At 53.8% G+C, this 22,820-nt stretch carries 23 protein-coding genes; 14 read left to right on the top strand and 9 right to left on the bottom strand.

Annotation, left to right across the window (positions count from 1 at the left end):
- Window positions 1-93: 93 nt before the first annotated feature.
- From flgK to cheW, 10 genes are all read left to right on the top strand, one after another.
- A complete protein-coding gene (gene flgK, locus C2E16_RS00545; RefSeq protein WP_084971179.1) occupies window positions 94-1,758 on the top strand; it encodes a flagellar hook-associated protein FlgK in 1,665 nt (554 codons plus the stop codon).
- Window positions 1,759-1,813: 55 nt separating this feature from the next.
- Window positions 1,814-2,737: a flagellar hook-associated protein FlgL gene (gene flgL / locus C2E16_RS00550; RefSeq protein WP_084971177.1), complete on the top strand. Its 924-nt coding sequence runs from the start codon at window positions 1,814-1,816 to the stop codon at window positions 2,735-2,737.
- A 108-nt stretch (window positions 2,738-2,845) separates the two neighbouring features.
- On the top strand, window positions 2,846-4,501 hold the full coding sequence (locus C2E16_RS21285; protein WP_084971176.1) for a methyl-accepting chemotaxis protein: 1,656 nt from the start codon (window positions 2,846-2,848) through the stop codon (window positions 4,499-4,501).
- 167 nt (window positions 4,502-4,668) lie between these two features.
- Complete coding sequence (locus C2E16_RS00560; protein ID WP_084971183.1) at window positions 4,669-5,391, top strand: RNA polymerase sigma factor FliA; 723 nt, start codon at window positions 4,669-4,671, stop codon at window positions 5,389-5,391.
- 482 nt (window positions 5,392-5,873) lie between these two features.
- Complete coding sequence (gene flhD / locus C2E16_RS00565; protein ID WP_084971174.1) at window positions 5,874-6,218, top strand: flagellar transcriptional regulator FlhD; 345 nt, start codon at window positions 5,874-5,876, stop codon at window positions 6,216-6,218.
- A 17-nt stretch (window positions 6,219-6,235) separates the two neighbouring features.
- Window positions 6,236-6,772 carry a flagellar transcriptional regulator FlhC gene (gene flhC / locus C2E16_RS00570; protein ID WP_084971172.1) on the top strand — a complete coding sequence of 179 codons (537 nt, stop codon included), beginning with the start codon at window positions 6,236-6,238 and terminating at the stop codon, window positions 6,770-6,772.
- A 147-nt stretch (window positions 6,773-6,919) separates the two neighbouring features.
- Window positions 6,920-7,807 carry a flagellar motor stator protein MotA gene (gene motA / locus C2E16_RS00575; RefSeq protein WP_084971170.1) on the top strand — a complete coding sequence of 296 codons (888 nt, stop codon included), beginning with the start codon at window positions 6,920-6,922 and terminating at the stop codon, window positions 7,805-7,807.
- On the top strand, window positions 7,804-8,736 hold the full coding sequence (gene motB, locus C2E16_RS00580) for a flagellar motor protein MotB (RefSeq protein WP_084971168.1): 933 nt from the start codon (window positions 7,804-7,806) through the stop codon (window positions 8,734-8,736). Before motA ends, motB begins: the two co-directional genes overlap by 4 nt.
- Before the next feature lie 21 nt (window positions 8,737-8,757).
- Window positions 8,758-10,761 (top strand): chemotaxis protein CheA, encoded by a 2,004-nt coding sequence (gene cheA, locus C2E16_RS00585; protein ID WP_084971166.1) that lies wholly within the window; start codon window positions 8,758-8,760, stop codon window positions 10,759-10,761.
- A gap of 11 nt (window positions 10,762-10,772) precedes the next feature.
- The gene (gene cheW, locus C2E16_RS00590; protein ID WP_084971164.1) at window positions 10,773-11,276 is read left to right on the top strand and encodes a chemotaxis protein CheW; all 504 of its coding nucleotides are present in this window, start codon (window positions 10,773-10,775) and stop codon (window positions 11,274-11,276) included.
- Between the two features lie 294 nt (window positions 11,277-11,570).
- Here the strand turns inward: cheW and C2E16_RS00595 are convergent, their stop codons facing one another.
- Window positions 11,571-12,713: a FliC/FljB family flagellin gene (locus tag C2E16_RS00595; protein ID WP_084971162.1), complete on the bottom strand. Its 1,143-nt coding sequence runs from the start codon at window positions 12,711-12,713 to the stop codon at window positions 11,571-11,573.
- 44 nt (window positions 12,714-12,757) lie between these two features.
- Between C2E16_RS00595 and C2E16_RS20480 the strand changes: the two genes are divergently transcribed.
- From C2E16_RS20480 to C2E16_RS00610, 4 genes are all read left to right on the top strand, one after another.
- Window positions 12,758-12,955, top strand: coding sequence for a hypothetical protein (locus C2E16_RS20480; protein ID WP_146107469.1), 198 nt, complete (start codon window positions 12,758-12,760; stop codon window positions 12,953-12,955).
- A 277-nt stretch (window positions 12,956-13,232) separates the two neighbouring features.
- Window positions 13,233-14,705, top strand: a complete 1,473-nt coding sequence (fliD, locus tag C2E16_RS00600; RefSeq protein ID WP_084971160.1) for a flagellar filament capping protein FliD — start codon at window positions 13,233-13,235, stop codon at window positions 14,703-14,705.
- A gap of 59 nt (window positions 14,706-14,764) precedes the next feature.
- Entirely contained in the window at window positions 14,765-15,151 is a 387-nt protein-coding gene (fliS, locus tag C2E16_RS00605) for a flagellar export chaperone FliS (RefSeq protein WP_084971158.1), read from the top strand.
- A gap of 13 nt (window positions 15,152-15,164) precedes the next feature.
- The gene (locus C2E16_RS00610) at window positions 15,165-15,503 is read left to right on the top strand and encodes a flagellar protein FliT (protein WP_084971156.1); all 339 of its coding nucleotides are present in this window, start codon (window positions 15,165-15,167) and stop codon (window positions 15,501-15,503) included.
- Between the two features lie 74 nt (window positions 15,504-15,577).
- On the opposite strand, the gene C2E16_RS00615 is transcribed toward C2E16_RS00610, so the two are convergent.
- The 8 genes from C2E16_RS00615 to fliE form a co-directional block, all read right to left on the bottom strand.
- Window positions 15,578-15,988 carry a flagellar protein FlhE gene (locus tag C2E16_RS00615; RefSeq protein WP_244947400.1) on the bottom strand — a complete coding sequence of 137 codons (411 nt, stop codon included), beginning with the start codon at window positions 15,986-15,988 and terminating at the stop codon, window positions 15,578-15,580.
- Window positions 15,985-18,093 (bottom strand): flagellar biosynthesis protein FlhA, encoded by a 2,109-nt coding sequence (gene flhA / locus C2E16_RS00620; protein WP_104951386.1) that lies wholly within the window; start codon window positions 18,091-18,093, stop codon window positions 15,985-15,987. The genes C2E16_RS00615 and flhA overlap by 4 nt, the downstream gene beginning before the upstream one ends.
- Window positions 18,093-19,238: a flagellar biosynthesis protein FlhB gene (gene flhB, locus C2E16_RS00625; protein WP_104951387.1), complete on the bottom strand. Its 1,146-nt coding sequence runs from the start codon at window positions 19,236-19,238 to the stop codon at window positions 18,093-18,095. The genes flhA and flhB overlap by 1 nt, the downstream gene beginning before the upstream one ends.
- A gap of 24 nt (window positions 19,239-19,262) precedes the next feature.
- Window positions 19,263-19,916, bottom strand: a complete 654-nt coding sequence (gene cheZ, locus C2E16_RS00630; protein WP_084971428.1) for a protein phosphatase CheZ — start codon at window positions 19,914-19,916, stop codon at window positions 19,263-19,265.
- 4 nt (window positions 19,917-19,920) lie between these two features.
- On the bottom strand, window positions 19,921-20,310 hold the full coding sequence (gene cheY / locus C2E16_RS00635) for a chemotaxis response regulator CheY (protein ID WP_084971430.1): 390 nt from the start codon (window positions 20,308-20,310) through the stop codon (window positions 19,921-19,923).
- 58 nt (window positions 20,311-20,368) lie between these two features.
- Window positions 20,369-21,415 (bottom strand): protein-glutamate methylesterase/protein-glutamine glutaminase, encoded by a 1,047-nt coding sequence (locus C2E16_RS00640; protein ID WP_084971432.1) that lies wholly within the window; start codon window positions 21,413-21,415, stop codon window positions 20,369-20,371.
- Window positions 21,415-22,290, bottom strand: coding sequence for a CheR family methyltransferase (locus C2E16_RS00645; protein WP_104951619.1), 876 nt, complete (start codon window positions 22,288-22,290; stop codon window positions 21,415-21,417). The genes C2E16_RS00640 and C2E16_RS00645 overlap by 1 nt, the downstream gene beginning before the upstream one ends.
- Before the next feature lie 181 nt (window positions 22,291-22,471).
- On the bottom strand, window positions 22,472-22,804 hold the full coding sequence (fliE, locus tag C2E16_RS00650) for a flagellar hook-basal body complex protein FliE (protein ID WP_084971436.1): 333 nt from the start codon (window positions 22,802-22,804) through the stop codon (window positions 22,472-22,474).
- Window positions 22,805-22,820: the final 16 nt, after the last annotated feature.

Consider the following 22,820-nt stretch of genomic DNA (forward strand, 5'->3'; position numbering starts at 1 on the left):
TTAGTAATTTTTCTACGCGCCGATAGATATATCAAAGCACCATAAAAAACTTATTTTCTCGGAATTTACGCACAGAAAGAACGCGGGTGATTTATGAATCTCATGTACCTGGCGCAAAGCGGCCTGAGCGCGGCACAGTCGTCTTTAAATGTAGTAGGCAACAACCTGAATAACGCCTCTACCCCAGGCTATAGCCGGCAGAATATTGTTCTGGGACAGGCTGGCGGGAAAAATACCAGCTATGGATTTTTCGGTTATGGCGTTCAGGTCAATGGCGTGCAGCGCGCCTATAACGGGTTTATTAATAATCAGCTGCGCAGCGCCAGCTCGGAATATAACGCGCTGTCTGGCCGCTACGAGCAGATTGCGCAAATCGATAATATGCTGGGCGATAAAACGAGTAACCTTTCCAGCTCGCTCAATAATATCTTCGGTGCGCTGGAGAAAGTCAGCAGCGACCCGGTCAGCATGGCGGCCCGCCGGGAAGCGATGTCAGCTTTTAACTCAACCGCTTCTCAGTTCCGCACCAACGCCCGCACGCTCAACGGCCTGGAAAAAAGCACCAATACTCAAATTAAGCAGAGCATTGACGATATTAACGCCTGCGCCAAAGAGCTGGCGACCATTAACGCCGCGCTCTATAAAAGCAGCGCGCAATCGGGCGGGCAGCCCGCCGATCTGCTCGACCAGCGCGATCAGCTGTTAAACAAACTCAGCGAACTGGTGGGCATCAAGGTGGATGAGAATCGCGCCACCGGGGAGGTTAACGTTTCACTCTCCAACGGCATATCGCTGGTGAACGGCGACAGAACCTGTCTGTTTGAGACCGCGCCGTCCGCCGCCGATCCGTCAAAGTTCGACGTTTTTTACACTGATGCCGCAGGCAACGCCATCAGGCTGGATGAAAATAAAATTACCACCGGCAAGCTGGCCGGCCTGTTTAAATTCCGCAATGAAGATCTGGTGGACGCCCGCAATCAGCTGAATCAGCTGGCGCTGCAAATGGCTAACCGCTTTAACGAGGTGAATAAAGCGGGTTACGATCAGAGCGGCGCAGCCGGCGGCGATATTTTCACTATCAACGATCCGGTGGCGCTGGTAAACCGCAATAACCAGGGCGACGCGACGCTGAATATCAGCTTTGATGAAGACGCCGGTGGCAATTCGCTGATCCCTCAGGTAAAGGTGCAGGATTACACCGTGGTTTATCAGGGACCGAACGCCAATGACTGGGTGGTGACCGATAGCAGCGGCCAACCGGTTAAAACAGAAATTGACGCCGACGGCAAATTGCATTTCGACGGCATCGTGATCGAGCCAAAAGGCGAGCCTGAAGCGGGCGACAGCTTTATTTTCAATTCAGCAGGCGGCGTAGCGGACAACATTGACGTGGCGCTGAAAAATGGCGACCAGATCGCTGCCTCCGGCTCTGATAAGCACGAAGAAGAAAGCAATAACGAAAACGTTAAAAAGTTAATTGCGATTAAAGATGAAACCCTGATCGGCAAAGCGACCTTAACGGAAGCTTACGCCAGCCTGGTAAGCTCCGTCGGCTCTACGGTCAATACGCTGAAAAGTAATGGCAAGGCGGCCGCCAGCGTCTATGACAATCTGGAGTTACAGCAACAAAGCGTATCTGGCGTCGATCCGAACGAGGAGTTCGTTAAGATGAATATGTTTACGCAATACTACCAGGCCAACGCGCAAGTACTGCAAACGGCTATCACTATTTTCGATACGCTGTTAAGCGTCCGTTAATAAGCCAAACCCGGTTCGTAAAGGACAGTGAAGAATAACGCGAAAGGAAAAGAAGATGCGGCTTAGCTCACTTTACATGTATCAGCGCCAGATGAATAACATGACATCCAGCCTGGGTAGATTTAACGATATCTCTGCGCGTCTGGCGGCCAACCAGACGCTGCTGAAGCCCTCGGACGATCCGGCTGGCGCCTCGCAGGCGGTGATCTACCAGAATGCGCTGGCGAAAATTGAACACTATGAAACGGCCCGTCAGTATGCGCAGGATGCGCTGGGTCAGCAGGATAACGTTCTGAACTCTATCGCTTCGCTGGTCACAAAAAACCTGTCGGAAAAGATCGTCGCCGGAGGCAACGGCGCCTATAGCAACGAAGATCGCGCCGCGCTGGCAAAAGAGCTGGAGGGGATTCGCAATAACCTGCTGGATTTAGCCAACAGCCGCAACAGCAACGGCCGCTATATTTTTGCTGGCTACAACACCGGCAGCGAGCCCTTTACCAAAGAGGGCGACTACGTTGGCGGCAACACCCCGATGGTGCAGCGCGTGGCGGACAGCACGGAGGTGCAGGTCAGCAATACCGGCAGCGACGTCTTCCTTTCCGGTACGGAACATGACCTTTTCAAGGCGCTGGATAATGCGATCGAAGCGCTAAAACAGCCGGCGAACGATGATGAAAGCCGCGAAGCGCTACAGGCAACGCTGGACCAGAGTAATATCGCGATTAAAAAGAATATCGATAACCTGGGCAAAGTGCAGGCGGGCGTCGGGACCAGCCTTCAGCAGCTGGAAGCGTTGGGCCTCAGCGCAGATAAACATAAGATCGATATAGTAAGCCGTTTGGAAGATACGCTGGGTACGGGATTGGATAATCTCAGCACCCTCGTGACGGAGCAGAAATTGGCTGAATTCTCGCTGAATTCTTCATTTATGGTCTTCCAGTCAATGCAGAAAATATCGCTTTTCAACATGGTGAGATAACCGAATATTTATCTGAAAACTAAAGCAGAGTGAGCGATAACGATCGAACAAAAGTTGTAATCTATTGATAATAAAATATAAATTAAGGCAAAAGATTAAGGATAATCTATGCTAAAAAATATAAAAATTGCCACAGGCATTAATGCTACTTTTTTTACGTTGGGTTTTTTATTAATCACTATGGTCTGTTTTGGCTATTACAATGCCTTACAGTCTAATCAGCGTTTCGACCATCTCGCCTTAACCAGTGAAAAGTTCAATCAACTCAATACGGCGGTCCATGATATTAACGGATCGCTGGAGCAGATTTACCTGCTGACGTTTCTGAGCGGGCAGGGACAGACGCTGGATCAGGAGGCAATCGCTCACGCGCAACGCGCTGTCGCCAGGGCGGAAGAAGGGCTGAGGAAGATAGAGACGCCCGGAAACGACGATAAAGAGTCGCATCTGCAAACGTTGAAGCAACATGCCGATACGCTGCTGGGTCTTATCCGCGCGCGTCTCGATCATATCGGCAACCCGGATCTGCTGCTGGCCGATATGAACCAGATCGCCACTGCCCGTGACGCCTTCGACGCCGATCTGACGCGCTACGGCGAGCGGTTCGGTGCCCTGGTGAACGATCTTGAAGATGAAGCGCACGCGCACCATTACCGTTTCACCACGCTGGCCATCGCCGCAGGCGTCATATCGCTGATAATGGTTATCGCGATACGTCTATGGTTAAGGCGCGAACTGTTCCAGCGTCTGGACAGCACGGTGAAAACATTTCAGGTCATGGCGTCAGGCAAGCTGGACAGGGTTATTGAGATCGGGGCGGATAATGAAATCGGCAAGATGTTCGCCGAGCTGGAGAAACTGCGTCAGTGGATTACCCAAACCGTTTACGGCATCCGCACCGGCGTCGGTGCTATCAGCGCCTCGGCACAGGAGATCGCCAACGGCAATAGCGACCTCTCCTCACGTACCGAACAGCAGGCTTCTGCATTGCAGCAGACCGCCGCCAGCATGGAAGAACTGAAAATTACGGTGCGCCAGAATGCGGATAACGCCCATTCGGCCCGTCAGCTGGCGGAGAGCGCCAGCGGCTACGCCCGTAACGGCGGCGAGGTCATGGCGAGCCTTGATGAAATTATGCGCAAGATTATCGACAGCTCGCGTCAGATTGCGGATATCAACAACGTGATCAACAGCATCGCCAACCAGACCAACATCCTGGCGCTGAACGCCGCTGTCGAAGCGGCGCGCGCAGGCGAACAGGGACGCGGCTTCGCCGTGGTGGCTGGTGAGGTGCGTAATCTGGCGAAACGCAGCGCCGACGCGGCAAAAGAGATCCACACGCTCATTGATACCTGCGTAACGGATATGCATAACGGTTCGCAGGGCGTCGATCAGGCGGGCACGGCGATGCGGCAAATTATCCAGTCTATTATGCAGGTGACGGATATTATGTCCGAAATCGCCTCCGCGTCGGATGAACAAAGCACCGGAATTAACCAGATTGCTCAGGCGGTCAATGAGCTGGATTTAGTCACCCAGCAGAATGCCGCAATGGTTGAGCAGGCGGCGACGGTGGCGGAAAATATGGAAACCCATGCGGAGCAGTTAAGGAATAGGGTAGCGCATATTATTCTGGAAGATGAGGAAGGCGATGCCTGGCTGGAAAATAAACACCTGACAACGGTGCCCGATTTAAAGGAAAAAAATCGCAAAGAAACTGAGCTGGATCATTTTAAATCAGAAGAAGCGTGGGAAAGTTTTTAATTTTACGCTTTCCTTTACTCCTAAAGAGTTAATATGCCTGATGAAGCCTTTGCCGTAATGGTAATGAATTGAATTAAGTAAATTCGTAAGGCTTTATCGGGCTATGTTTAGTTGAGGCAATGAAAGATAATTAAAGTATTACTCATGACAGGATGGATAATGTCATTGTGAATGGATTATATACCCCTGAGGGTATGGTTGATAAAAATGCGCTATGGAAAAAATATGCTTATCTGGTCCGGCACGAAGCTTTACGGCTTCAGGTAAGACTTCCCGGCAGCGTAGAGCTTGACGATTTGGTGCAGGCTGGCGCTATCGCCCTTCTCAATGCCATCGATCATTATGACCCGAAAAAGGGCATTGTCTTCAGCACCTATATTACGCAGCGTATTCGCTGGGCTCTGATTGATGAGCTTCGCGAACGCGACTGGGTGCCGCGCCGCATTCGCAGCAATGCCCGAGAGATCGCGGCGGTTATCCGGCGTATTGAACAGAGAACTGGCCAACCGGCAAAAGAGGCCGACGTCGCGGCGGAAATGAACATTACGCTGGAAGAGTACCAGCAGATGTTGACCGACACTAATGTCAGCCAGATCTGTTCCCTTGATGAATTAATGGAAGAGATGGCGGATCGGTTTGAACAGCCCGATGCGCAGCATGAAAAACTCAATCCGCTTAATGAAGCCACCAAGATAAGACTGGTGAGTCAAATCAGCGATGAGATAAAAGCGCTGCCTGAAAGAGAGCAAACATTACTGAATCTCTATTATCAACAAGAATTGAACATGAAAGAAGTCGGCCAAATATTGGGGATAACGGAAACTCGCGTCAGCCAATTACACAGCCAGGCGATTAAGCGTTTACGCTCGCGTTTGCAACTGGCCAGTTAACTTGTTAAAGAGTATAAGCATTTAAGTTATTTAAAAAACAAAATATTGTATCGATCGTCAGAAACAGGTTAATTATTATCTTCAACTCGGAATCTTCCTGCATTATTTAAAATGTATATTGGCATTATCGTGTTGATTGCCATTGAGTTTGTTGTCTCTTTCGAATATAGACTAAAAAAATCTTGAAAAGAGAGCGTTGGTTATATGATAATCGAGTTCCAAATAGGAAATGTCTGGAAAATGCCAACATCGAGAAATAGCGCTCCCGATGTTAAGGAAGGCAAAAACACCTCATATTAACGCCTTACTAGTTATTAGTATTACCTTGCCTGACTTGACCACATGCGTAGATAAAGTATTAATCCTGAGGTATACGCGTGTAGAAAAATGGACATTCCATATTGTTTGGATCTTATCTGATGCTTGTTAATGAAATATAACAGGCAGGATTTTTTAACTTAAATCAATGTGGAATAGCAAATATGAAAAAAGCAGATTCAGACGATCAGCTTCAATGTATTCATAATCTTAATCTTACTTATCTTCTGCTGGCGCAAAGACTTATTCGGGAAGATAAATATGCCGCCGGTTTCCGTCTGGGATTAGACGCCAGCGTACTGGATACGATTAGCGAACTGTCTTTGCCTCAGCTTATCAAAATGGCGTCAACCAGCCAGCTTATATGCCGTCTGCGTGTCGATGATAAAGCGGTAATTGACTGTCTGACCAAGGCCTCGCGCATTGATGCCCTGCAGCAGATCCATACCGGCATTATCTTATCAACGGAGTTGCTCAACTCACTTTCTGAGCAAAACCATCCAACCTGATGATGGAACTAACGATCATGAGTGAAAAAAGCATTCTCGATGAAATCAAAGAAGTGCAAATGGCTATGGAGCTTATTTCCTTTGGCGCCAGAATGCAGGTGCTGGAAAGTGAAATTAGCTTAAGCCGCAGAAGATTATTAAGACTTTATAAAGAACTGCGAGGCTGCCCGCCGCCAAAAGGCATGCTGCCGTTTTCTGCCGAATGGTTTATGTCCTGGGAGCAGAATATCCACTCATCTATGTTTTACAATATTTATCTATTTATCAAAAAAACCGAAAACTGCCGTCCTATTGAAGCATTAATAAAATCTTATCGTTTATACCTGGAGCAGTGCCCGGTTAAGCCCGATGAAAAACCGGTGCTGGGATTAACCCGCGCCTGGACGCTGCTGCGCTTTATTGACTGCGGCATGATCGAACGGACGGAATGCATCGCCTGCCACGGCGGTTTTATCGTCACGCATGAACATGCCAAAGACCCCTTTACCTGCAGCCTTTGCAGCCCGCCTTCACGCGCGGCAAAAAAGTGTGAAAATTATGACATTGCAGGATAACGGGTTTATATCAGGCTGTAGCGTTGATGATGACAAGGACTGAAATCGTTAATGGCGTATCTGCGAAAAACGATACGTCAGCGCCTGCGACGCTATTTATCATTAAAAACATGAACAAACAGGCGTGTCAGTAATTAAGGAGTTCGCGTGCTGGTTATTTTAGGGTATGTGGTTGTATTTGCGACTGTTTTCGGCGGATTTGCTTTATCTGGCGGTCATCTCGGCGCGCTGTATCAGCCGACTGAGTTATTAATCATCGGCGGCGCAGGCGTGGGCGCCTTTATTGTCGGCAACAATGGCAAAGCCATTAGCGCGACGCTAAAAGCCTTTCCGATATTATTTAAAGGGTCGCAATATAACAAAGCCTTATATATGGACCTGATGGCGTTGATGTTTTTACTGCTTTCCAAAGCCAGGCAGAGTGGATTGATGTCTTTGGAAAACGATATTGAAGACCCTCAGAGCAGCTCGGTTTTTTCCGCCTACCCGCGTTTGTTGGCCGATGCTTATTTAATGAATTTTATTATTGATTACCTGCGCCTGATGATCAGCGGCAATATGAGCACGCATGAAGTCGAAGCGCTGATGGATGAAGAGATCGAGACCTGCGAGCATGAATTCGACGTGCCCGCCAGCAGCCTGAATTCCGTCGGCGACGCCTTTCCTGCGTTCGGCATCGTCGCCGCCGTTATGGGCGTGGTCAATGCGCTGGCGGCGGCCGATCGTCCCGCGGCGGAGCTGGGCGAACTGATCGCCCACGCGATGGTGGGCACCTTCCTCGGCATTCTGCTCGCCTATGGGTTTATCCTGCCGCTGGCGGCGCTGCTGCGCCAGAAAAGCAGTGAAAAAATTAAGATGCTTCAATGTATTAAGATCACGCTGCTCTCCAGCATGAACGGCTACGCGCCGCAGATCGCCATTGAATTTGGCCGTAAGATTCTTTTCTCCACCGAACGTCCCACCTTTATTGAGCTGGAAGAGCATGTGCGTCAGGTGAAATCATCAGGGAGTAATGCCTCGGAAGGCGCGCCATGAGCAAGCACAAACAGCCCATCATCATCATCCGCAAGCGTAAAAAGCATGGCCATGACCATCATGGCGGCTCGTGGAAAATCGCCTACGCCGACTTTATGACGGCGATGATGGCGTTTTTTCTGGTGATGTGGCTGATCGCCAACAGTTCGCCGCAGCAGCGGCATCGCATCGCCGAATATTTTCAGATGCCGTTGAAGGTGGCGCTGTCGCAGGGTAATCAGTCCAGCCTGAGCGACAGCGTGATTCCCGGCGGCGGCGACGATCTGGTGAAGAAAGAGGGCGAAGTCAACCGTTCGCGCCCGCGCGACGGTGAAAGCGATAAAGATATCAGACGGCTGAAAAAGGCGCGCGAACGGCTGGAAAGCCTGATTAAAAGCGACCCCCGCCTCAGCAATTTCCAGTCTAACTTGCGGCTGCAGCTGACGGAGAACGGCCTGCTGATCCAGATTATCGATACGCAGGATCGGCCCATGTTTAAGCTGGGCAGCAAGGAGCTGGAAAGCTATCTGATGGCAATTTTCGAAGCGCTGGTGCCGGTACTTAACGAGCTGCCGAACCGCATCAGCCTGACGGGGCATACCGATTCTCTCCCCTATGCGCAGGGCGATGTGGGCTACAGCAACTGGGAACTCTCCGCCGACCGCGCCAACGCCTCGCGCCGCGCGCTGATCAGCGCCGGCCTGACGGCGAATAAATTCCTGCGTGTGATCGGCACCGCCGACTCCATGGTGCTGGAAAATACCGCGCCTGACAGCCCCATTAACCGTCGTATCAGTATCCTGGTATTAACGCAGAATAAAGAGAAAGCGATTATCAGGGACGATAATTTAATCCAGAGCATGACGGAAAACAGCAATATCGACGCCATTAAATCTGAATTAAAAATAACGCCTCAAACGGATGAGGGGATGGCCGGACTTGCGAATTAACTCAGGGTAAGGTTGAACAATATGGATGTAAGTGATTTTTATCAGACATTCTTCGATGAAGCCGACGAGCTGCTGGCGGATATGGAAAAGTATCTGTTACAGCTTGATGCGGCTTCTCCCGATAAAGAGATGATGGATGCGATATTTCGTGCGGCGCACTCCATTAAAGGGGGCGCAGGCACCTTCGGTTTTAAAATATTGCAGGAAACGACGCATTTAATGGAAAACCTGCTGGACGATGCCCGCTGCGGCACGCTGCGTCTGACCAGCGACATTATTAACCTGTTTCTGGAGAGTAAAGATATTATGCAAGATCAGCTTGATGCCTATAAATCTTCTCAGGAACCAGACGAGCAGAGTTTCCAGTATATTTGCGAAGCGCTGCGGCAGATCGCGCTGCAAAATAAATCGGGCGCGGCGGCGACCGCTTCGACGGAGCCGGAACAGGCGACAACGTCTGCCAGCGTAGAGGCCGGCGCGGATCAGGGCTGCCTTACCGTGACGCTGATGAAAATCAAGGATCAGGAGGCGCGGCTGCTGGCCGATGAGCTGGCGAATCTCGGCACCCTCGTCAGCCAGCAACAGCAGGGCGACCGGCTGGAGGTGAAGCTGCAAACCACCGCCAGCGCGGATGAGATCGAAGCGGTGCTCTGCTTTATTCTGGAGCCGGAACAGATCGCCATTACCCACGGCGCGGCGCCTGAGACCGAAACGCCGCCCGTCGCGCCCGTAGAGGAAAACGCGCCGCAGCCTGCCAGCGTCGCCGCCCCGGTGAAAAACGCCGCCGCGCCCGCCAGACCGTCGGCGCGCTCGCAGGCGGCGGAATCGAGCAGTATTCGCGTCGCCGTTGAAAAGGTCGATCAGATCATCAACCAGGTCGGCGAACTGATTATCACCCAGTCGATGCTGTCGCAGCTTTCCGCCTCGCTGGAGCCGTCGGTTCATGACGTGCTGATCAACAGCATCGCCCAGCTGGAGCGCAACGCGCGCGACCTGCAGGAGTCGGTGATGTCGATCCGCATGATGCCGATGGAGTATGTCTTTAGCCGTTTCCCGCGTCTGGTGCATGACCTGGCCGGCAAGCTGAATAAGCAGGTCGAGCTGACGCTGATCGGCGGCTCGGCCGAACTGGATAAGAGCCTGATCGAACGCATTATCGACCCGTTAACCCATCTGGTGCGCAACAGCCTCGATCACGGCATCGAGAGCGCGGACGTGCGCGTGGCGAAAGGGAAATCCGCCGTCGGCAATCTGACGCTCTCCGCTGAGCATCAGGGCGGCAATATCGTGATTGAAGTCAGCGACGACGGCGCAGGCCTGAACCGCCAGAAAATCCTGGCGCGCGCGCAAGCGCAGGGCATGGCGATCAACGACAACATGAGCGACGAAGATGTCTGGATGCTGATCTTCGCGCCCGGCTTCTCCACGGCGGAAAAAGTCACTGACGTATCAGGGCGCGGCGTCGGCATGGATGTGGTACGACGCAATATTCAGGAGATGGGCGGCCATGTTGAGATCGCTTCTGAACAGAATAAAGGCTCCACCATCCGCATTATCCTGCCGCTTACCTTAGCGATTCTGGACGGCATGTCGGTGCGCGTGTCCGATGAAACCTATGTGCTGCCGCTGGGCGCGGTGATGGAGTCGTTGAAGCTCAGCGAACAGGCGCTGTACCGCATGGCGGGCGGCGAGCTGATGCTGCAGGTGCGCGGCGAGTATATCCCGCTGATTACGTTGCAGTATGTCTTCGGCAGCGGCGAAGAGCCGATCGAGATGAACGACAGCGTGGCGGTGATTTTACAAAGCGCTGGCGCGCGCTACGCCCTGATGGTCGATCAGCTGATTGGTCAGCATCAGGTGGTGGTAAAAAACCTGGAGCTTAACTATCGCAAAGTGCCGGGCATTTCCGCCGCCACCATTCTCGGCGATGGCAGCGTGGCGCTGATTCTCGACGTCGCCGCGCTGGCAAAGCTGTGCAAATCTAAACGTGTCACGGCGAAAAACGGACAATCTTTACCTGTTTAAGGATAAGCAAAATGACCTCTTCCGCATCTGAAAAAAGAACAGCCACCGATAATCATGGCAATGAATACCTGGTGTTTACGCTGGGAGATGAAGAGTACGGCATCGAAATATTGAAAGTGCAGGAGATCCGCGGCTGCGAACGGGTGACCCGCATCGCCAATACGCCCGATTTTATTACCGGCGTCACCAACCTGCGCGGCGTGATTGTTCCTATTGTCGATCTGCGCATTAAGTTTAATCTGGCGGGCGCCGAGATTAATGAAAAAACGGTGGTGATTGTGTTGAGCCTCACGCAGCGCGTGGTGGGCATTGTGGTGGACGGCGTTTCTGACGTGCTGTCGCTGAATGCTGAAGCGATTAAACCGGCGCCGGATTTCTCCGTCACGCTCTCTACCGATTACCTGCTGGGGCTGGGATCGGTGGATGAGCGCATGATTATCCTGGTGGATATTGAAAAGCTGCTGACCAGTGAAGAGATGGAGCTGGTTGAGAAAAGCGTCAGCGAGACCCTGTAATCCCGATTTCAGCGCGGCCGCTGGCGGCCGTAAGGCAAAGGTGCCTGTCAAAACAGCGTCGTGGCGGTAAGCGCGACGCTGTTTTTTATTGTCTGTTCTCTCCATCTTATTGTCTTTCTCTCTGTTCTCCCTGCACGCTTTGTCTTTTATTCTCTTTGTTCATGCGTTGAGCCAGTGAGCCAGTTGGAGTAATGATTTTCAGCTGGGTTTAGGCGGCGCCATAAAAAACGCCCCGCCGGTGAGGGCGAGGCGTTAGCGTAAACCGCAGGGCCGTTAATGGCCGCCGGGTAAAACTTAGCGCAGCAGAGACAGTACGTTCTGCGGAACCTGGTTAGCCTGAGCCAGCACGGTGGTACCTGCGCTCTGCAGGATGTTAGCGCGGCTCATGTTGGACACTTCAGAAGCGAAGTCCGCATCCAGGATACGTGAACGAGATTCAGACAGGTTGTTTACGGTGCTGTCCAGGTTGCTGATAACAGAAGCGAAACGGTTCTGCGCCGCACCCAGGTTGGAACGCAGGGCGTCAACCTGATTCAACGCGTCATCAACGGTTTTCAGCATCGTTTCAACAACGACGTCTGCGTCAGCTTTTTGCTGTTCGGTGACGTAAGCGCCTTTATCTTTAATGGTAAAGCCATCTCCCGCTTCATTTTCTTCCAGAGAGAAAGACTGCTGTACCGTTTTGCCTTCTGCGTCAACACCGGTAGCGATAAAGTTGCCTTTACCATCCGTTTTAATTTCGCTGCCAGTAGCAGGAGTATCTGTACCGAAAAACTTCGTATTTAACGCTTTGACATCGTCCGCGGTTAATTTATAGGCGTTGGCGTCGTCACCGATTGCCACATCTGTTGCTGCAGTCGTTCCGTAATCAGCTACTTTAACGACTTGCGTGTTTGCAGTGCTGAAAACGCCAACGTCAAAGTCTTCCATGCCCAGCTTTTCAGCATCCATACGCTCCAGTTTCAGGCTGATGGTTTCGCCATCGTTAGCGCCAACCTGAATGTTCAGCGTCTGATCTTTGCTCAGTACTTTTACGCCGTTGAACTCGGTCTGTTCAGAGATACGGTTGATCTCAGCCAGACGCTCGTTGATTTCGTCCTGGATGGACTGACGGTCAGAAGCGGAGTTGGTGCCGTTGGATGCCTGCACGCTCAGACGACGAATGTTTTGCAGGTTATCGTTGATTTCGTTCAGCGCGCCTTCCGTGGTCTGGGCGATAGAGATACCGTCGTTGGCGTTACGTGAAGCCTGAGTCAGGCCGGTAATGCTGGCGGTAAAACGGTTACTGATCGCCTGACCTGCGGCGTCATCTTTCGCGCTGTTGATGCGCAGACCGGAAGAAAGACGCTGGATCGCGGAACCCAGGGAGTTCTGAGATTTGTTCAGGTTATTCTGAGCCATCAGACTCAGGGCGTTAGTATTAATCACCTGTGACATATTATTCCCTCGTATATAGGTATGATGTTTCTATTGCAATGTCCATGCAATTTGATGATGCGTTGACAAGCGCATATTTAAAAATATCGGCGCATAGAAATTTCTCTAAAAAAATATTCGCAAAAAAAATCTCTTTTGCGCAATTTCCAGGCATCAATAGCGGAAAAAGGCCGTTTTTCCGCATCCGAGCGCGTTCTGATAAAACAAAACAGATAAAAGCTGGCGGCAGCGTCCGGTTATAGACGCTTAGCTTTTTGCAAAAATCTGACATAATTAAACTTTTTATAAAGGCATTAACTTTTATTTATCGGTGGCATCAGAAAAGGATTATCTACACGCAGAACAGAATATTTACCATTGTGTAAATCGATGTTAATCCTGTCTCATTGAATCGTTAAAAAAATGGGTGAGTACTGCCGATTTGAAATTTGCTAATAAAGAAAGATTTATCTTCGCGCCGTTTATACCGATAGCTAAAAGAGACCAGGTCACAAAATAAAATCCTGAAAGGAGCATAATATGGCAACTCTATCTTCCCTTGGCATCGGTTCCGGGCTGGATACGGCAGCGATGCTGGAGCAGATGAGGGCGGCGGAGCAAACCCGCCTGAACCCCTATACCACGTTAAAAAGCAGCTACGAAAACAAAATTTCCGCGTGGGGGAAAATTTCCAGCGCGCTTTCCAGCCTGCAAACCAGCGTAAAAAAGCTGAGCGGCGAAGCCTTTAACACCCTCACCGTCAGCGACAACAAAGCCTTTAAAGCCACGGCGACCTCTGAGGCCGCTGCCGATTCCCACAGCGTCACCGTGAAACAGCTGGCCGTCTCCCACAAGCTGCGAACGGAGGGATATACCAGCTCAGAGGAAAACCTGGGCGATAAAACCGGCGGGACGCGCACCATTACCATCACCCAGGCCAACGGTAAAGAGATCACGGTGTCGCTGGCGGATGATGAGACCTCGCTGGACCAGATAGCGAAAGCGATCAATAAGCAGGATGGCGGCGTCCGCGCCTCGGTGCAGCGCTCCGATGATGGTTATCAGCTGGTATTAAGCTCCCGCACCGCCGGCACCGAAGGGCAAATGTCGGTGCAGGTGACCGGTGATGATGCACTGGGCGATATACTGAACACGTCCGAAGGCGGACAGCGTCCTGACCCGAATGACGAGAACAAGACTATCGCCGAGAATGACCGCATGTTCTCCGTTGCGGAAGCGCAGGATGCTCAACTGATCGTGGACGGCATTAGCTATACCCGCTCCAGCAACAGCATTACCGATATCATTGCCGGCGTTACCCTGAACCTAACGGGGGTATCTGAAGAGGGCAAGGCTGAGCAGTTGACGCTGAACGTAGATACCTCCGCCATTAAAACCACGCTGCAAGAGTTTGTTAAGCAGTACAATGCGCTGCTGTCGCAAACCTCATCCGCCAGCAAATTTGTTCCGAGCGATACCTCCGGCTTAGCGGACGACGATGTCGCTAAACCCAGCTCGGAGAACGGCGCGCTGATGGGCGACGGTACCCTGCGCGGCCTGGTAGGCGAGCTGCGTTCAGTGGTTAACGGCGTATACGGCGATAAAGACGTCAATGTGAGCGCGCTGAGTTCGTTGGGCATCTCCATCGATGCGGCCACTGGCCAGATGACGCTGGATACGGAAAAGCTGGATAAGGCGATCGCCGATTACCCGGAGCAGATCGGCGCGCTGTTCAAGGGCAACGGCGAGAAAGAAGGCCTGGCGACCGGGCTGAACGACATCATCACCAAATACGTCGGCGATAAAGAGAACAAAAAAGACGGCGTCATTAAAGGGATGACCGACACGCTGGACGAGCAGGTCAAGCTGGTCAAAGAGCAGATAGACAAAACGCAGAAGCTGATCGACGCGCAGGTGGAGCGCTATCGCATCCAGTTCCAGAACCTGGACAGCACCATGTCGCAGCTTAACAACATGAGCAACCAGCTCACTGCGGTATTGTCCACGCTGTAATCAACTTAACCGCCGCAACGGGCAGGCGCGGTTTCCTGCCCGTTTTTATGGAGACCATTATGTACGCAAAACAGGGAACCCGCGCCTACGCACAGGTCGATCTTCACAGCAGGCTGGCCGGCGCCACGCCGCATCAGCTTATTACCATGCTTTTTGAAGGTGCCCACAGCGCCATTGTTCGCGCGCGGCTCTATTTTGAAAACGGCAATATCGCCAAACGTGGTGAAATGATCTCAAAAGCGATTAATATTATTGATAACGGGCTGCGGTCGGCGCTGGATCACGAAAAAGGTGGGGAAATCGCACGCGATCTGGAAGCGCTTTACAGCTATATGTCGCGCACGCTGTTACAGGCGAATTTAAATAACGATCCCTCATCGTTGGCCCATGTTGATGAGATATTAATGAATATCGCTGAAACATGGAAAGAAATCGAATCACGTTAAACACGGGCATGTTATGAATAAGTTGATTAATAAAGACTACGCCGCCATTTATCAAATAAATCAGACGATGTTGCTGATGGCCAGGCAGGGAGAATGGGATGATTTTGTCACGCTGGCGGAAAATTACGTTGTGACCTTAGGCGCCGCGCTGGAACAGATCCCGGAAACGCTTTCTGAAGAAGAAAAGATGGAAATTGGCAGCCTGTTAATGGCGTTGCAAAATAATGAAGCGGAAATTAATCGCGCGCTTGAAGCCCGTCTCGATACCCTGAGAAAAGGCATTACGTCGTTAAGCCACGGAAAAAAGTGCAGCCAGGCTTACACTAATCAGGTTATATCGCCGTTTCAGTAACCGCGATCTGTTATTAACCGCCCAGCACGTATTTTATTCTCCGATGCGTTGGCAGCGCTTTGTCTGAGCGCTTCTCACCAGCGATAGTTCACAGTTACCTGGCTGCTGACCACCTGCACCGGTGGTCTTAGCTGCCCATACGCATTTACCGCATAGAGAAAACGCAACGCCTCGCCTGGTGCGAAGGGCAGCGGCGCTGCCCGCTGGCCCGCCAGCCGATCCAGCGTGATGCAGGCGCTGACGCTGCACAGCTTGATCTCCAACCCCGGCGGCGCGGGAGAAAGCAGCGTGACGCGCCAGTTGATATGGCTGATAACAGCGTTTTGCGGCAGCGGCGCGGCGGCGCGCAGCGGCGGCCCGACATAGCTCTGCTTGCCCACGCTAAGCTGCGGGCCGGCGACCTTGCCGCTCCAGGCGCCGTGCGCCGCCAGCGCGCCCGCCGGGGCGCCGATGAACAATGCGGCGGTAAGCATGACGCTTTTCACGATTGCCCCCCAATAACATACGTCATGCGCACGGTGCGGCTGTGGTTCAGCTCCAGGTTGGAAAGCACCGCCAGCTGCGGAAAAACGCGGCGCAGGAAGCGGGAGAGCATCAGCCTCAGCGGTTGGTTCACCAGCAGCACCGGCGGCGCATCGAACGCCTCCTGCCGCTGAATCGCTTTTTCCGTTTGCGCGATGAGGTTTTCCGCAATGCCCGGCTCGATGGCACTGCCGTTCTGAATCGCCTGGATCAGCAGCCGCTCCAGATCGACATCAAGGCCGATCACCTGAATCTCCGGTTTATTCTGGAACCACTGCTGGGTAATGGCACGTCCAAGTCGAATGCGCACCTGAGCCGTCAGCTCGTCGGCGTCGCTCTGCGCGGGCGCGAACTCCGCCAGCGTATCGATAATGGTGCGCATATCGCGGATAGAAACTCGCTCCGCCAGCAGATTCTGCAAGACCTTATGGAAAGTGGTGAGCGAGACGACCCCAGGAATAAAATCCTCCACCAGCTTCGGCATCTCTTTGCTGACCTGATCCAGCAGCTGCTGCGTTTCCTGACGGCTGAACAGCTCATCGGTATGCAGGCTAATCAGGTGATTCAGATGCGTCGCGACGACCGAGCTGGGATCGACCACGGTATAGCCCTGAATCGACGCCTGTTCGCGCAGCACATCGTCAATCCAGATCGCCGGCAGGCCGAAAGCGGGTTCCTGGCAGGGCTGGCCCGGCAGTTCCCCTTCGGCGCAGCCCGGATCGATCGCCATCCAGCGCTCCGGTTGAATCTCGCCGCGCCCAATCTCAACCCCTTTCAGCAGAATGCGGTAGTCGCCGGGCGCCAGATCGAGGTTGTCGCGGATATGCACCGGCGGCGGCAGGAAACCCATATCCTGCGCGAATTTTTTGCGAATGCCGCGAATACGCGCCAGCAGCTGACCATCCTGCGCGCTGTCGACCAGCGGGATCAGGCGATAGCCCACCTCCAACCCCAGCACATCTTCCAGCTGAACGTCAGACCAGGAGGCTTCCGCCGCCTGCGCCGCTTCCGCTTTAGCTTTCGCCGCGTCGCGGTCGGCCTTGCCCTTCACCGGGCTGCCGAGGGCGGCGGCCTGCATCTCGCGGCCGCGCAGCCACCAGGCTGCGCCGAGCAGGGCGGCGGTAAACAGCAGGAACACCAGGTTCGGCATGCCGGGAATAATGCCGAGCAACCCGATCACGCCCGCCGCCAGCAGCATCACGCGCGGATTATTCAGCAGCTGGCTTACCATCTGCTCGCCGACATCCTGTTCGGTGGAAACGCGCGTTACGATCACGCCAGCGGCGGTGGAGATAATCAGCGCCGGGATTTGCGCCACCAGACCGTCGCCGATGGTCAGCAGCGTGTAGGTTTCGCCCGCCTGGGCAAACGACATATCGTGCTGGAGCATACCGATCATCAGGCCGCCGATAATGTTGATCGCCATAATCAGCAGGCCGGCGATGGCGTCACCGCGCACAAATTTACTGGCGCCGTCCATCGAACCGTAAAAGTCAGACTCCTGCGTCACCTCGTTACGGCGGCGTTTCGCCTCCTCTTCGCCAATCAGCCCGGCGTTAAGGTCGGCATCGATCGCCATCTGTTTGCCCGGCATGCCGTCCAGCACAAAGCGCGCGCCCACTTCAGCGATACGCCCGGCGCCTTTGGTGATGACCATAAAGTTGATGATTATCAGGATAGCGAACACCACGATGCCGATAGCGAAGTTCCCGCCCACCAGAAAGTGGCCGAATGCCTCCACCACCTGGCCTGCCGCATTGGCGCCGGTATGACCTTCCAGCAGAATGACGCGCGTCGAAGCGATATTCAGCGCCAGGCGCAGCAGCGTGGAAAACAGCAGCACGGTGGGAAAGGCGGAAAACTCCAGCGTTTTTTGGGTGAACATCGCCACCATCAATATCATCAGCGACAGCACGATATTAAAGGTGAACAGCAGATCCAGTAAAAACGCCGGCAGCGGCAGCACCATCATGGCCAGAATCAGCATAATCAATACTGGCCCGGCCAGAATCTGCCACTGCGTATCTTTCATCTGCGGCAGGCGTAGTTTGCTGGCGAAATTAGACATTACTCTTGACTCTCAGGATTAAAATCCAGCGCGGCGGGCACCGGAAGGTTGACAGGTTTTTTGGGACGCAGGCCGCCTGCGTGACGCCAGCGGCGCAGGCTGTAAACCCAGGCGAGCACTTCCGCCACCGCGCCGTACAGGGCGGCAGGGATCGGCGCGTTCAGCTCGCAGTGGCGATAAAGCGCGCGCGCCAGCGGCGGCGCCTGCAGCATCGGAATATTGTGCTGCTCGCCGACCGCACGGATGCGCAACGCGGTCTCGCCTGCGCCTTTAGCCAGTAAAATCGGCGCGGACATCGCGCCCTCTTTGTAACGCAACGCCACGGAATAGTGCGTGGGGTTGTTGATAATCACGTCGGCGTTCGGCAGCTCCGCCATCATGCGGCGGCTGGCCGCCGCGCGCTGCAACTGCCGGATGCGCGCCTTAATATGCGGGTCGCCTTCATGCTGCTTATGCTCGTCGCGGATCTCCTGGCGGCTCATGCGCAGCTTCTTCAGATTGCTGAAGATTTGCCAGAAGACGTCGTAACCCACCATCGGAATCAACGCCAGAATCACCATCAGCAGACAGCCCATAATCAGGCGGGCAAAATTGCTCAGCGCCTCATACAGCGGCTGGTTCACCAGATGAATGAATTCCTGCTTATGCACGAAGAGATAGAGGCTGCACACGCAGCCCACCAGGGTCACCTTCAGCAGGCCTTTAAGCAGCTCGGAAACCACCTGCGCGGAAAAGAGCCGCTTAAAGCCGGAAACGGGGAAAAGGCGTTTTAAATCGAGCTTCAGCGATTTGCCGCCGAGGTGCAGACCGCCCAGCAGCATCGGCGTGGTGATGGCGGTCAGAAACAGTCCGGGCAGCAGCAGCATCAGCGCGCGCGCGGCCTTGCCGCCCAGATGGCGCAGCTGATAAAACAGCAGCGTGCTGTCCTGCGCCAGCAGGGAATCGAAGGTCAGGCCGTCATGCAGCAGTTCAGTCAGGTGCCGCAACAGATCGTGTCCGCCGGCCAGCATCAGCGACCAGCCGACCAGTAGCATGAGCACCGATGTCAGCTCTTTAGAACGAGGGATCTGCCCCTCTTTACGCGCCTTCTCTCGCCGGTAAGGCGTGGGGTCTTCGGTCTTTTCTACATCGCTCTCTTCTGACATCGGCGCCGATCCCCTGTGCTTTGATTAAAAGCCGAGGCTCTCCAGCAGGTCGTCAACCTGGTCCTGAGAGGCCACTACGCCCGCTTTGGTGTGATCCAGCTGCGGGCCGTTTTTCAGGCTGTCGCGATCGTTGTCGGCGGCGGCGGCGGCGATCGGTTTCTCCGGCATATTTTCCACCAGCACCTGGATCAGGCCGTGTTCGATCTCGGCGATCAGATCCATCATCTTTTTGATCACCTGGCCGGTCAGATCCTGGAAATCCTGCGCCATCATAATTTCCATCAGCTGCTGATTGGTCTGCTGCGTGATATCGGGCGTCTGTTTCAGGAACTGGCGCGTGTCGTTCACCAGCTCGCGGGCGATGGGAAGCTCGACCGGTTCGGCGAACCATTCATCCCAGCGTTCCGCCAGCTTAGTGGCGTTGGCGTTCAGCTCGTCCTGCAACGGCCGCGCCGCCTCCACGCAGGTCAGCACGCGGTCGGCGGCGTGCGAGGTTTTATCCACCACGTAGCTCAGGCGATCGCGCGCGTCCGGTATCGCCTCCGCCACGTCCATAATGGCGCGGTCGAGACTCAGATTATTCAGGCTGACGCGCAGCTGGCGCGCCAGTTGTCCAATTTGCGAAAAGATAACCTTCAGGTTATCGGCTGACTGTGCGTTTGTTGACTCTGCGTCCATGCGTTTACCATCCCAGTTTTTCGAAAATCTTACTTAGCTTCTCTTCCAGCGTGGCGGCGGTAAAAGGCTTCACGACGTAGCCGCTGGCGCCCGCCTGCGCCGCCGCAATGATATTTTCTTTCTTCGCTTCCGCGGTCACCATCAACACGGGAAGGGTGCTGAAGCGTTCATCTTTACGGATCTCATTCAGCAGCTGCAGGCCGTCCATATTGGGCATATTCCAGTCGCTGATAACGAAATCGACCGGCGCGGCCTGCAATTTGGCCAGCGCGTCGCTGCCGTCCTCCGCTTCTTCCACGTTGTGGTAGCCGAGATCTTTTAAAAGATTGCGCACAATACGGCGCATCGTTGCGAAATCATCTACCACCAGAAAACGTAAGTTTTTGTCTGCCATTTTGATTATCAGTCCGTATTGAAAGTGAAATAACAGCTTCGGTAAGAGAGAGGCAGCGTCAGATGCGCCGCGCCTGGCCGACGACATTACTCAGAATGCGCTGGCACATCTGATCGAGATCGACGATTTCATCCACGCCGTCAATCGCCACCGCTTCGCGCGGCATGCCGTACACCACGCAAGTTTTTTCGCTTTGCGCCAGCGTGCGTGCGCCCGCTTTACGCATCGCCAGCAGTCCCTGGGCACCGTCGTGCCCCATGCCGGTCAGAATGGCGCCCACCGCATTTTTGCCGGCGGATTTCGCTACCGAGTGAAACAGCAGGTCGACGGAAGGGCAGTGGCGGTTAACCGGCGGCAGATCGTTCAGCTGTGCATGGTAGTTGGCGCCGCTGCGCGCCAGCTCAAGATGACGGCCGCCCGGCGCGATATAGGCGTGTCCCGGCAGTACGCGATCGCCGTCCTCCGCCTCTTTTACGGCGATCTGGCAGATCTTGTTCAGACGATCGGCAAAAGATCGGGTAAACCCGGCGGGCATATGCTGGGTAATCACAATGCCCGGACAGTTCAGCGGCATCGCGGTCAGCACCTGACGCAGCGCTTCGGTGCCGCCGGTCGAGGCGCCGATAGCGATAATTTTTTCACTGCCGACCAGCGGACCTTTGCTGACGTGGGCGACCGGCGCCGCGGTATGACGCGGGAAATTGCGCACCCGCGACGCCATACGGATCTTCTCGGCAATCAGCTCGCTGTATTGCAGCATGCCCTCGCGCAGGCCCATTTCCGGTTTGGTGACGAAATCGATTGCCCCCAGCTCCAGCGCGTTCAGAGTAATCTCCGACCCTTTCTGCGTCAGGGAGGAGACCATAATCACCGGCATCGGACGCAGGCGCATCAGGCGTTCAAGGAAATCCAGCCCGTCCATGCGCGGCATTTCCACATCCAGCGTCAGCACATCGGGTGAAAAGCGTTTAATCAAATCACGAGCGATCAGCGGATCCGGGGCCGTTGCCACCATTTCCATATCCGGCTGTTGATCGACGATATTGGTCATGATGCTGCGTATTAACGCAGAATCATCTACGCAAAGTACCTTGATTTTATTCATCATTTATCCTGGGTCAGGCTGTAAACTGACTGACCGCGCAGGCGAAACGGCCCGTTCATATTGCTGAAATTTTCGGAGTGTCCGACAAACAGCAGACCGCCCGGCTTCAGCATTTTCGCAAAGCGCCGCAGGATCTGGTGCTGCGTGCGCTGGTCAAAATAGATCATCACGTTGCGGCAAAAAATCGCATCGAAAGGCGCAGGTAAGCGCCATTCCGGCGCCAGTAAATTCAACTGCTGATAGTGAATCGTGTTGAGCAAAGAGGGCTTCGCTTTCACCTGGTCCCGCTGCGCGCCGGTGCCGCGCAGAAACCAGGCGCGCTTCTGCTCCAGCGTCAGCGCGCTGATATCATCGTGCCGGTAGATGCCTTTCTCTGCTTTGGCCAGCACTTCGGTATCGATATCCGTCGCCCAAATACGCGGCCCGCCTACGCTTGGCCCCAGCACGTCATTCAGCGTGATGGCGATAGAGCACGGCTCCTCGCCGGTCGACGCGGCGGTACACCAGACGGTGTAGTTGTTCTGGCGCGCGCGGGCATGCTCGGCCAGCACGGGAAAGTGATAGGCTTCCCGGAAAAACGAGGTCAGATTCGTCGTCAGAGCGTTAATAAACTGCTGCCACTCAGGGCTGACAGGGTCTGACTCCAGCAGATTCAGATAGGCGGTAAAGGTTTTCAGCCCCAGCTGGCGCACGCGCCGGGCGAGACGGTTATAAACCATGTCGCGTTTCTGGTGGCTCAGCACGATGCCCGCCCGGTGGTAAATTAACGCGCTGATTTTTTCTAATTCCGCCTCGGTCAGAACGAATCCATTCTGTTTATTTACATTTGTACTGTTCAAATTACTGATTTCACTTATCGCGTTTTGCTGATACATCATGCGTCTCTGCGTTGGCAGGTGCGCTTCAGCCGGGCTGCCTGTTCTGCGCCGTTGATTCGCAGCAGAATGGGCGTGCGGCAGACCCGTCATCAGGGCAAGAGGGGCGATCGGCGACCTGGCGGTGAGTCGATGGCGAAATAATCGTTCGCCAGGCCGCCAACACCGCGCCGGCCCGCCTTTAAACGGACATATTCATTATTTCCTGGTAAGCGCTGACTAATTTATTGCGCACCTGAACGCCCAGATTTAACGCGACGGAAGATTTCTGCATTGAAACCATCACATCATTCAGACCAATGCCCGGCGTGCCGGAGAGATAATTCTCCGCCTGACTTTTCGCATTGGTTTGTAATTGGTTAATATTGTTAAGGCCGTTAAGTAAAAGGCTGGAGAAGGAAACATCGGTGTCGTTTTTTTGTGTATCCCGAATGGACAGGCGCTGACCTGATTCCGCAATTTGCTTCGCCTGAAACTGTATTTGTTCCAGAACGCCCGTAGATTGAATCGGCATAGCATTCCCTTATGAA

It is taken from the genome of Mixta calida, assembly GCF_002953215.1.
Classification (GTDB): Bacteria; Pseudomonadota; Gammaproteobacteria; order Enterobacterales; family Enterobacteriaceae; genus Mixta; species Mixta calida.

What these genes read in the sequence shown, in the direction of transcription:
- motB (WP_084971168.1), top strand. Translation starts at nt 7,804, where the DNA reads ATGAGCAAGCACAAACAGCCCATCATCATCATCCGCAAGCGTAAAAAG.
- flhB (WP_104951387.1), bottom strand. Translation starts at nt 19,238, where the DNA reads ATGTCAGAAGAGAGCGATGTAGAAAAGACCGAAGACCCCACGCCTTAC.
- flgK (WP_084971179.1), top strand. Translation starts at nt 94, where the DNA reads ATGAATCTCATGTACCTGGCGCAAAGCGGCCTGAGCGCGGCACAGTCG.
- C2E16_RS00645 (WP_104951619.1), bottom strand. Translation starts at nt 22,290, where the DNA reads ATGTATCAGCAAAACGCGATAAGTGAAATCAGTAATTTGAACAGTACA.
- cheA (WP_084971166.1), top strand. Translation starts at nt 8,758, where the DNA reads ATGGATGTAAGTGATTTTTATCAGACATTCTTCGATGAAGCCGACGAG.
- C2E16_RS00640 (WP_084971432.1), bottom strand. Translation starts at nt 21,415, where the DNA reads ATGAATAAAATCAAGGTACTTTGCGTAGATGATTCTGCGTTAATACGC.
- C2E16_RS00595 (WP_084971162.1), bottom strand. Translation starts at nt 12,713, where the DNA reads ATGTCACAGGTGATTAATACTAACGCCCTGAGTCTGATGGCTCAGAAT.
- flhC (WP_084971172.1), top strand. Translation starts at nt 6,236, where the DNA reads ATGAGTGAAAAAAGCATTCTCGATGAAATCAAAGAAGTGCAAATGGCT.
- cheZ (WP_084971428.1), bottom strand. Translation starts at nt 19,916, where the DNA reads ATGGACGCAGAGTCAACAAACGCACAGTCAGCCGATAACCTGAAGGTT.
- cheY (WP_084971430.1), bottom strand. Translation starts at nt 20,310, where the DNA reads ATGGCAGACAAAAACTTACGTTTTCTGGTGGTAGATGATTTCGCAACG.
- cheW (WP_084971164.1), top strand. Translation starts at nt 10,773, where the DNA reads ATGACCTCTTCCGCATCTGAAAAAAGAACAGCCACCGATAATCATGGC.
- fliS (WP_084971158.1), top strand. Translation starts at nt 14,765, where the DNA reads ATGTACGCAAAACAGGGAACCCGCGCCTACGCACAGGTCGATCTTCAC.
- fliE (WP_084971436.1), bottom strand. Translation starts at nt 22,804, where the DNA reads ATGCCGATTCAATCTACGGGCGTTCTGGAACAAATACAGTTTCAGGCG.
- C2E16_RS20480 (WP_146107469.1), top strand. Translation starts at nt 12,758, where the DNA reads ATGCAATTTGATGATGCGTTGACAAGCGCATATTTAAAAATATCGGCG.
- flgL (WP_084971177.1), top strand. Translation starts at nt 1,814, where the DNA reads ATGCGGCTTAGCTCACTTTACATGTATCAGCGCCAGATGAATAACATG.
- flhD (WP_084971174.1), top strand. Translation starts at nt 5,874, where the DNA reads ATGAAAAAAGCAGATTCAGACGATCAGCTTCAATGTATTCATAATCTT.
- C2E16_RS21285 (WP_084971176.1), top strand. Translation starts at nt 2,846, where the DNA reads ATGCTAAAAAATATAAAAATTGCCACAGGCATTAATGCTACTTTTTTT.
- fliD (WP_084971160.1), top strand. Translation starts at nt 13,233, where the DNA reads ATGGCAACTCTATCTTCCCTTGGCATCGGTTCCGGGCTGGATACGGCA.
- flhA (WP_104951386.1), bottom strand. Translation starts at nt 18,093, where the DNA reads ATGTCTAATTTCGCCAGCAAACTACGCCTGCCGCAGATGAAAGATACG.
- C2E16_RS00610 (WP_084971156.1), top strand. Translation starts at nt 15,165, where the DNA reads ATGAATAAGTTGATTAATAAAGACTACGCCGCCATTTATCAAATAAAT.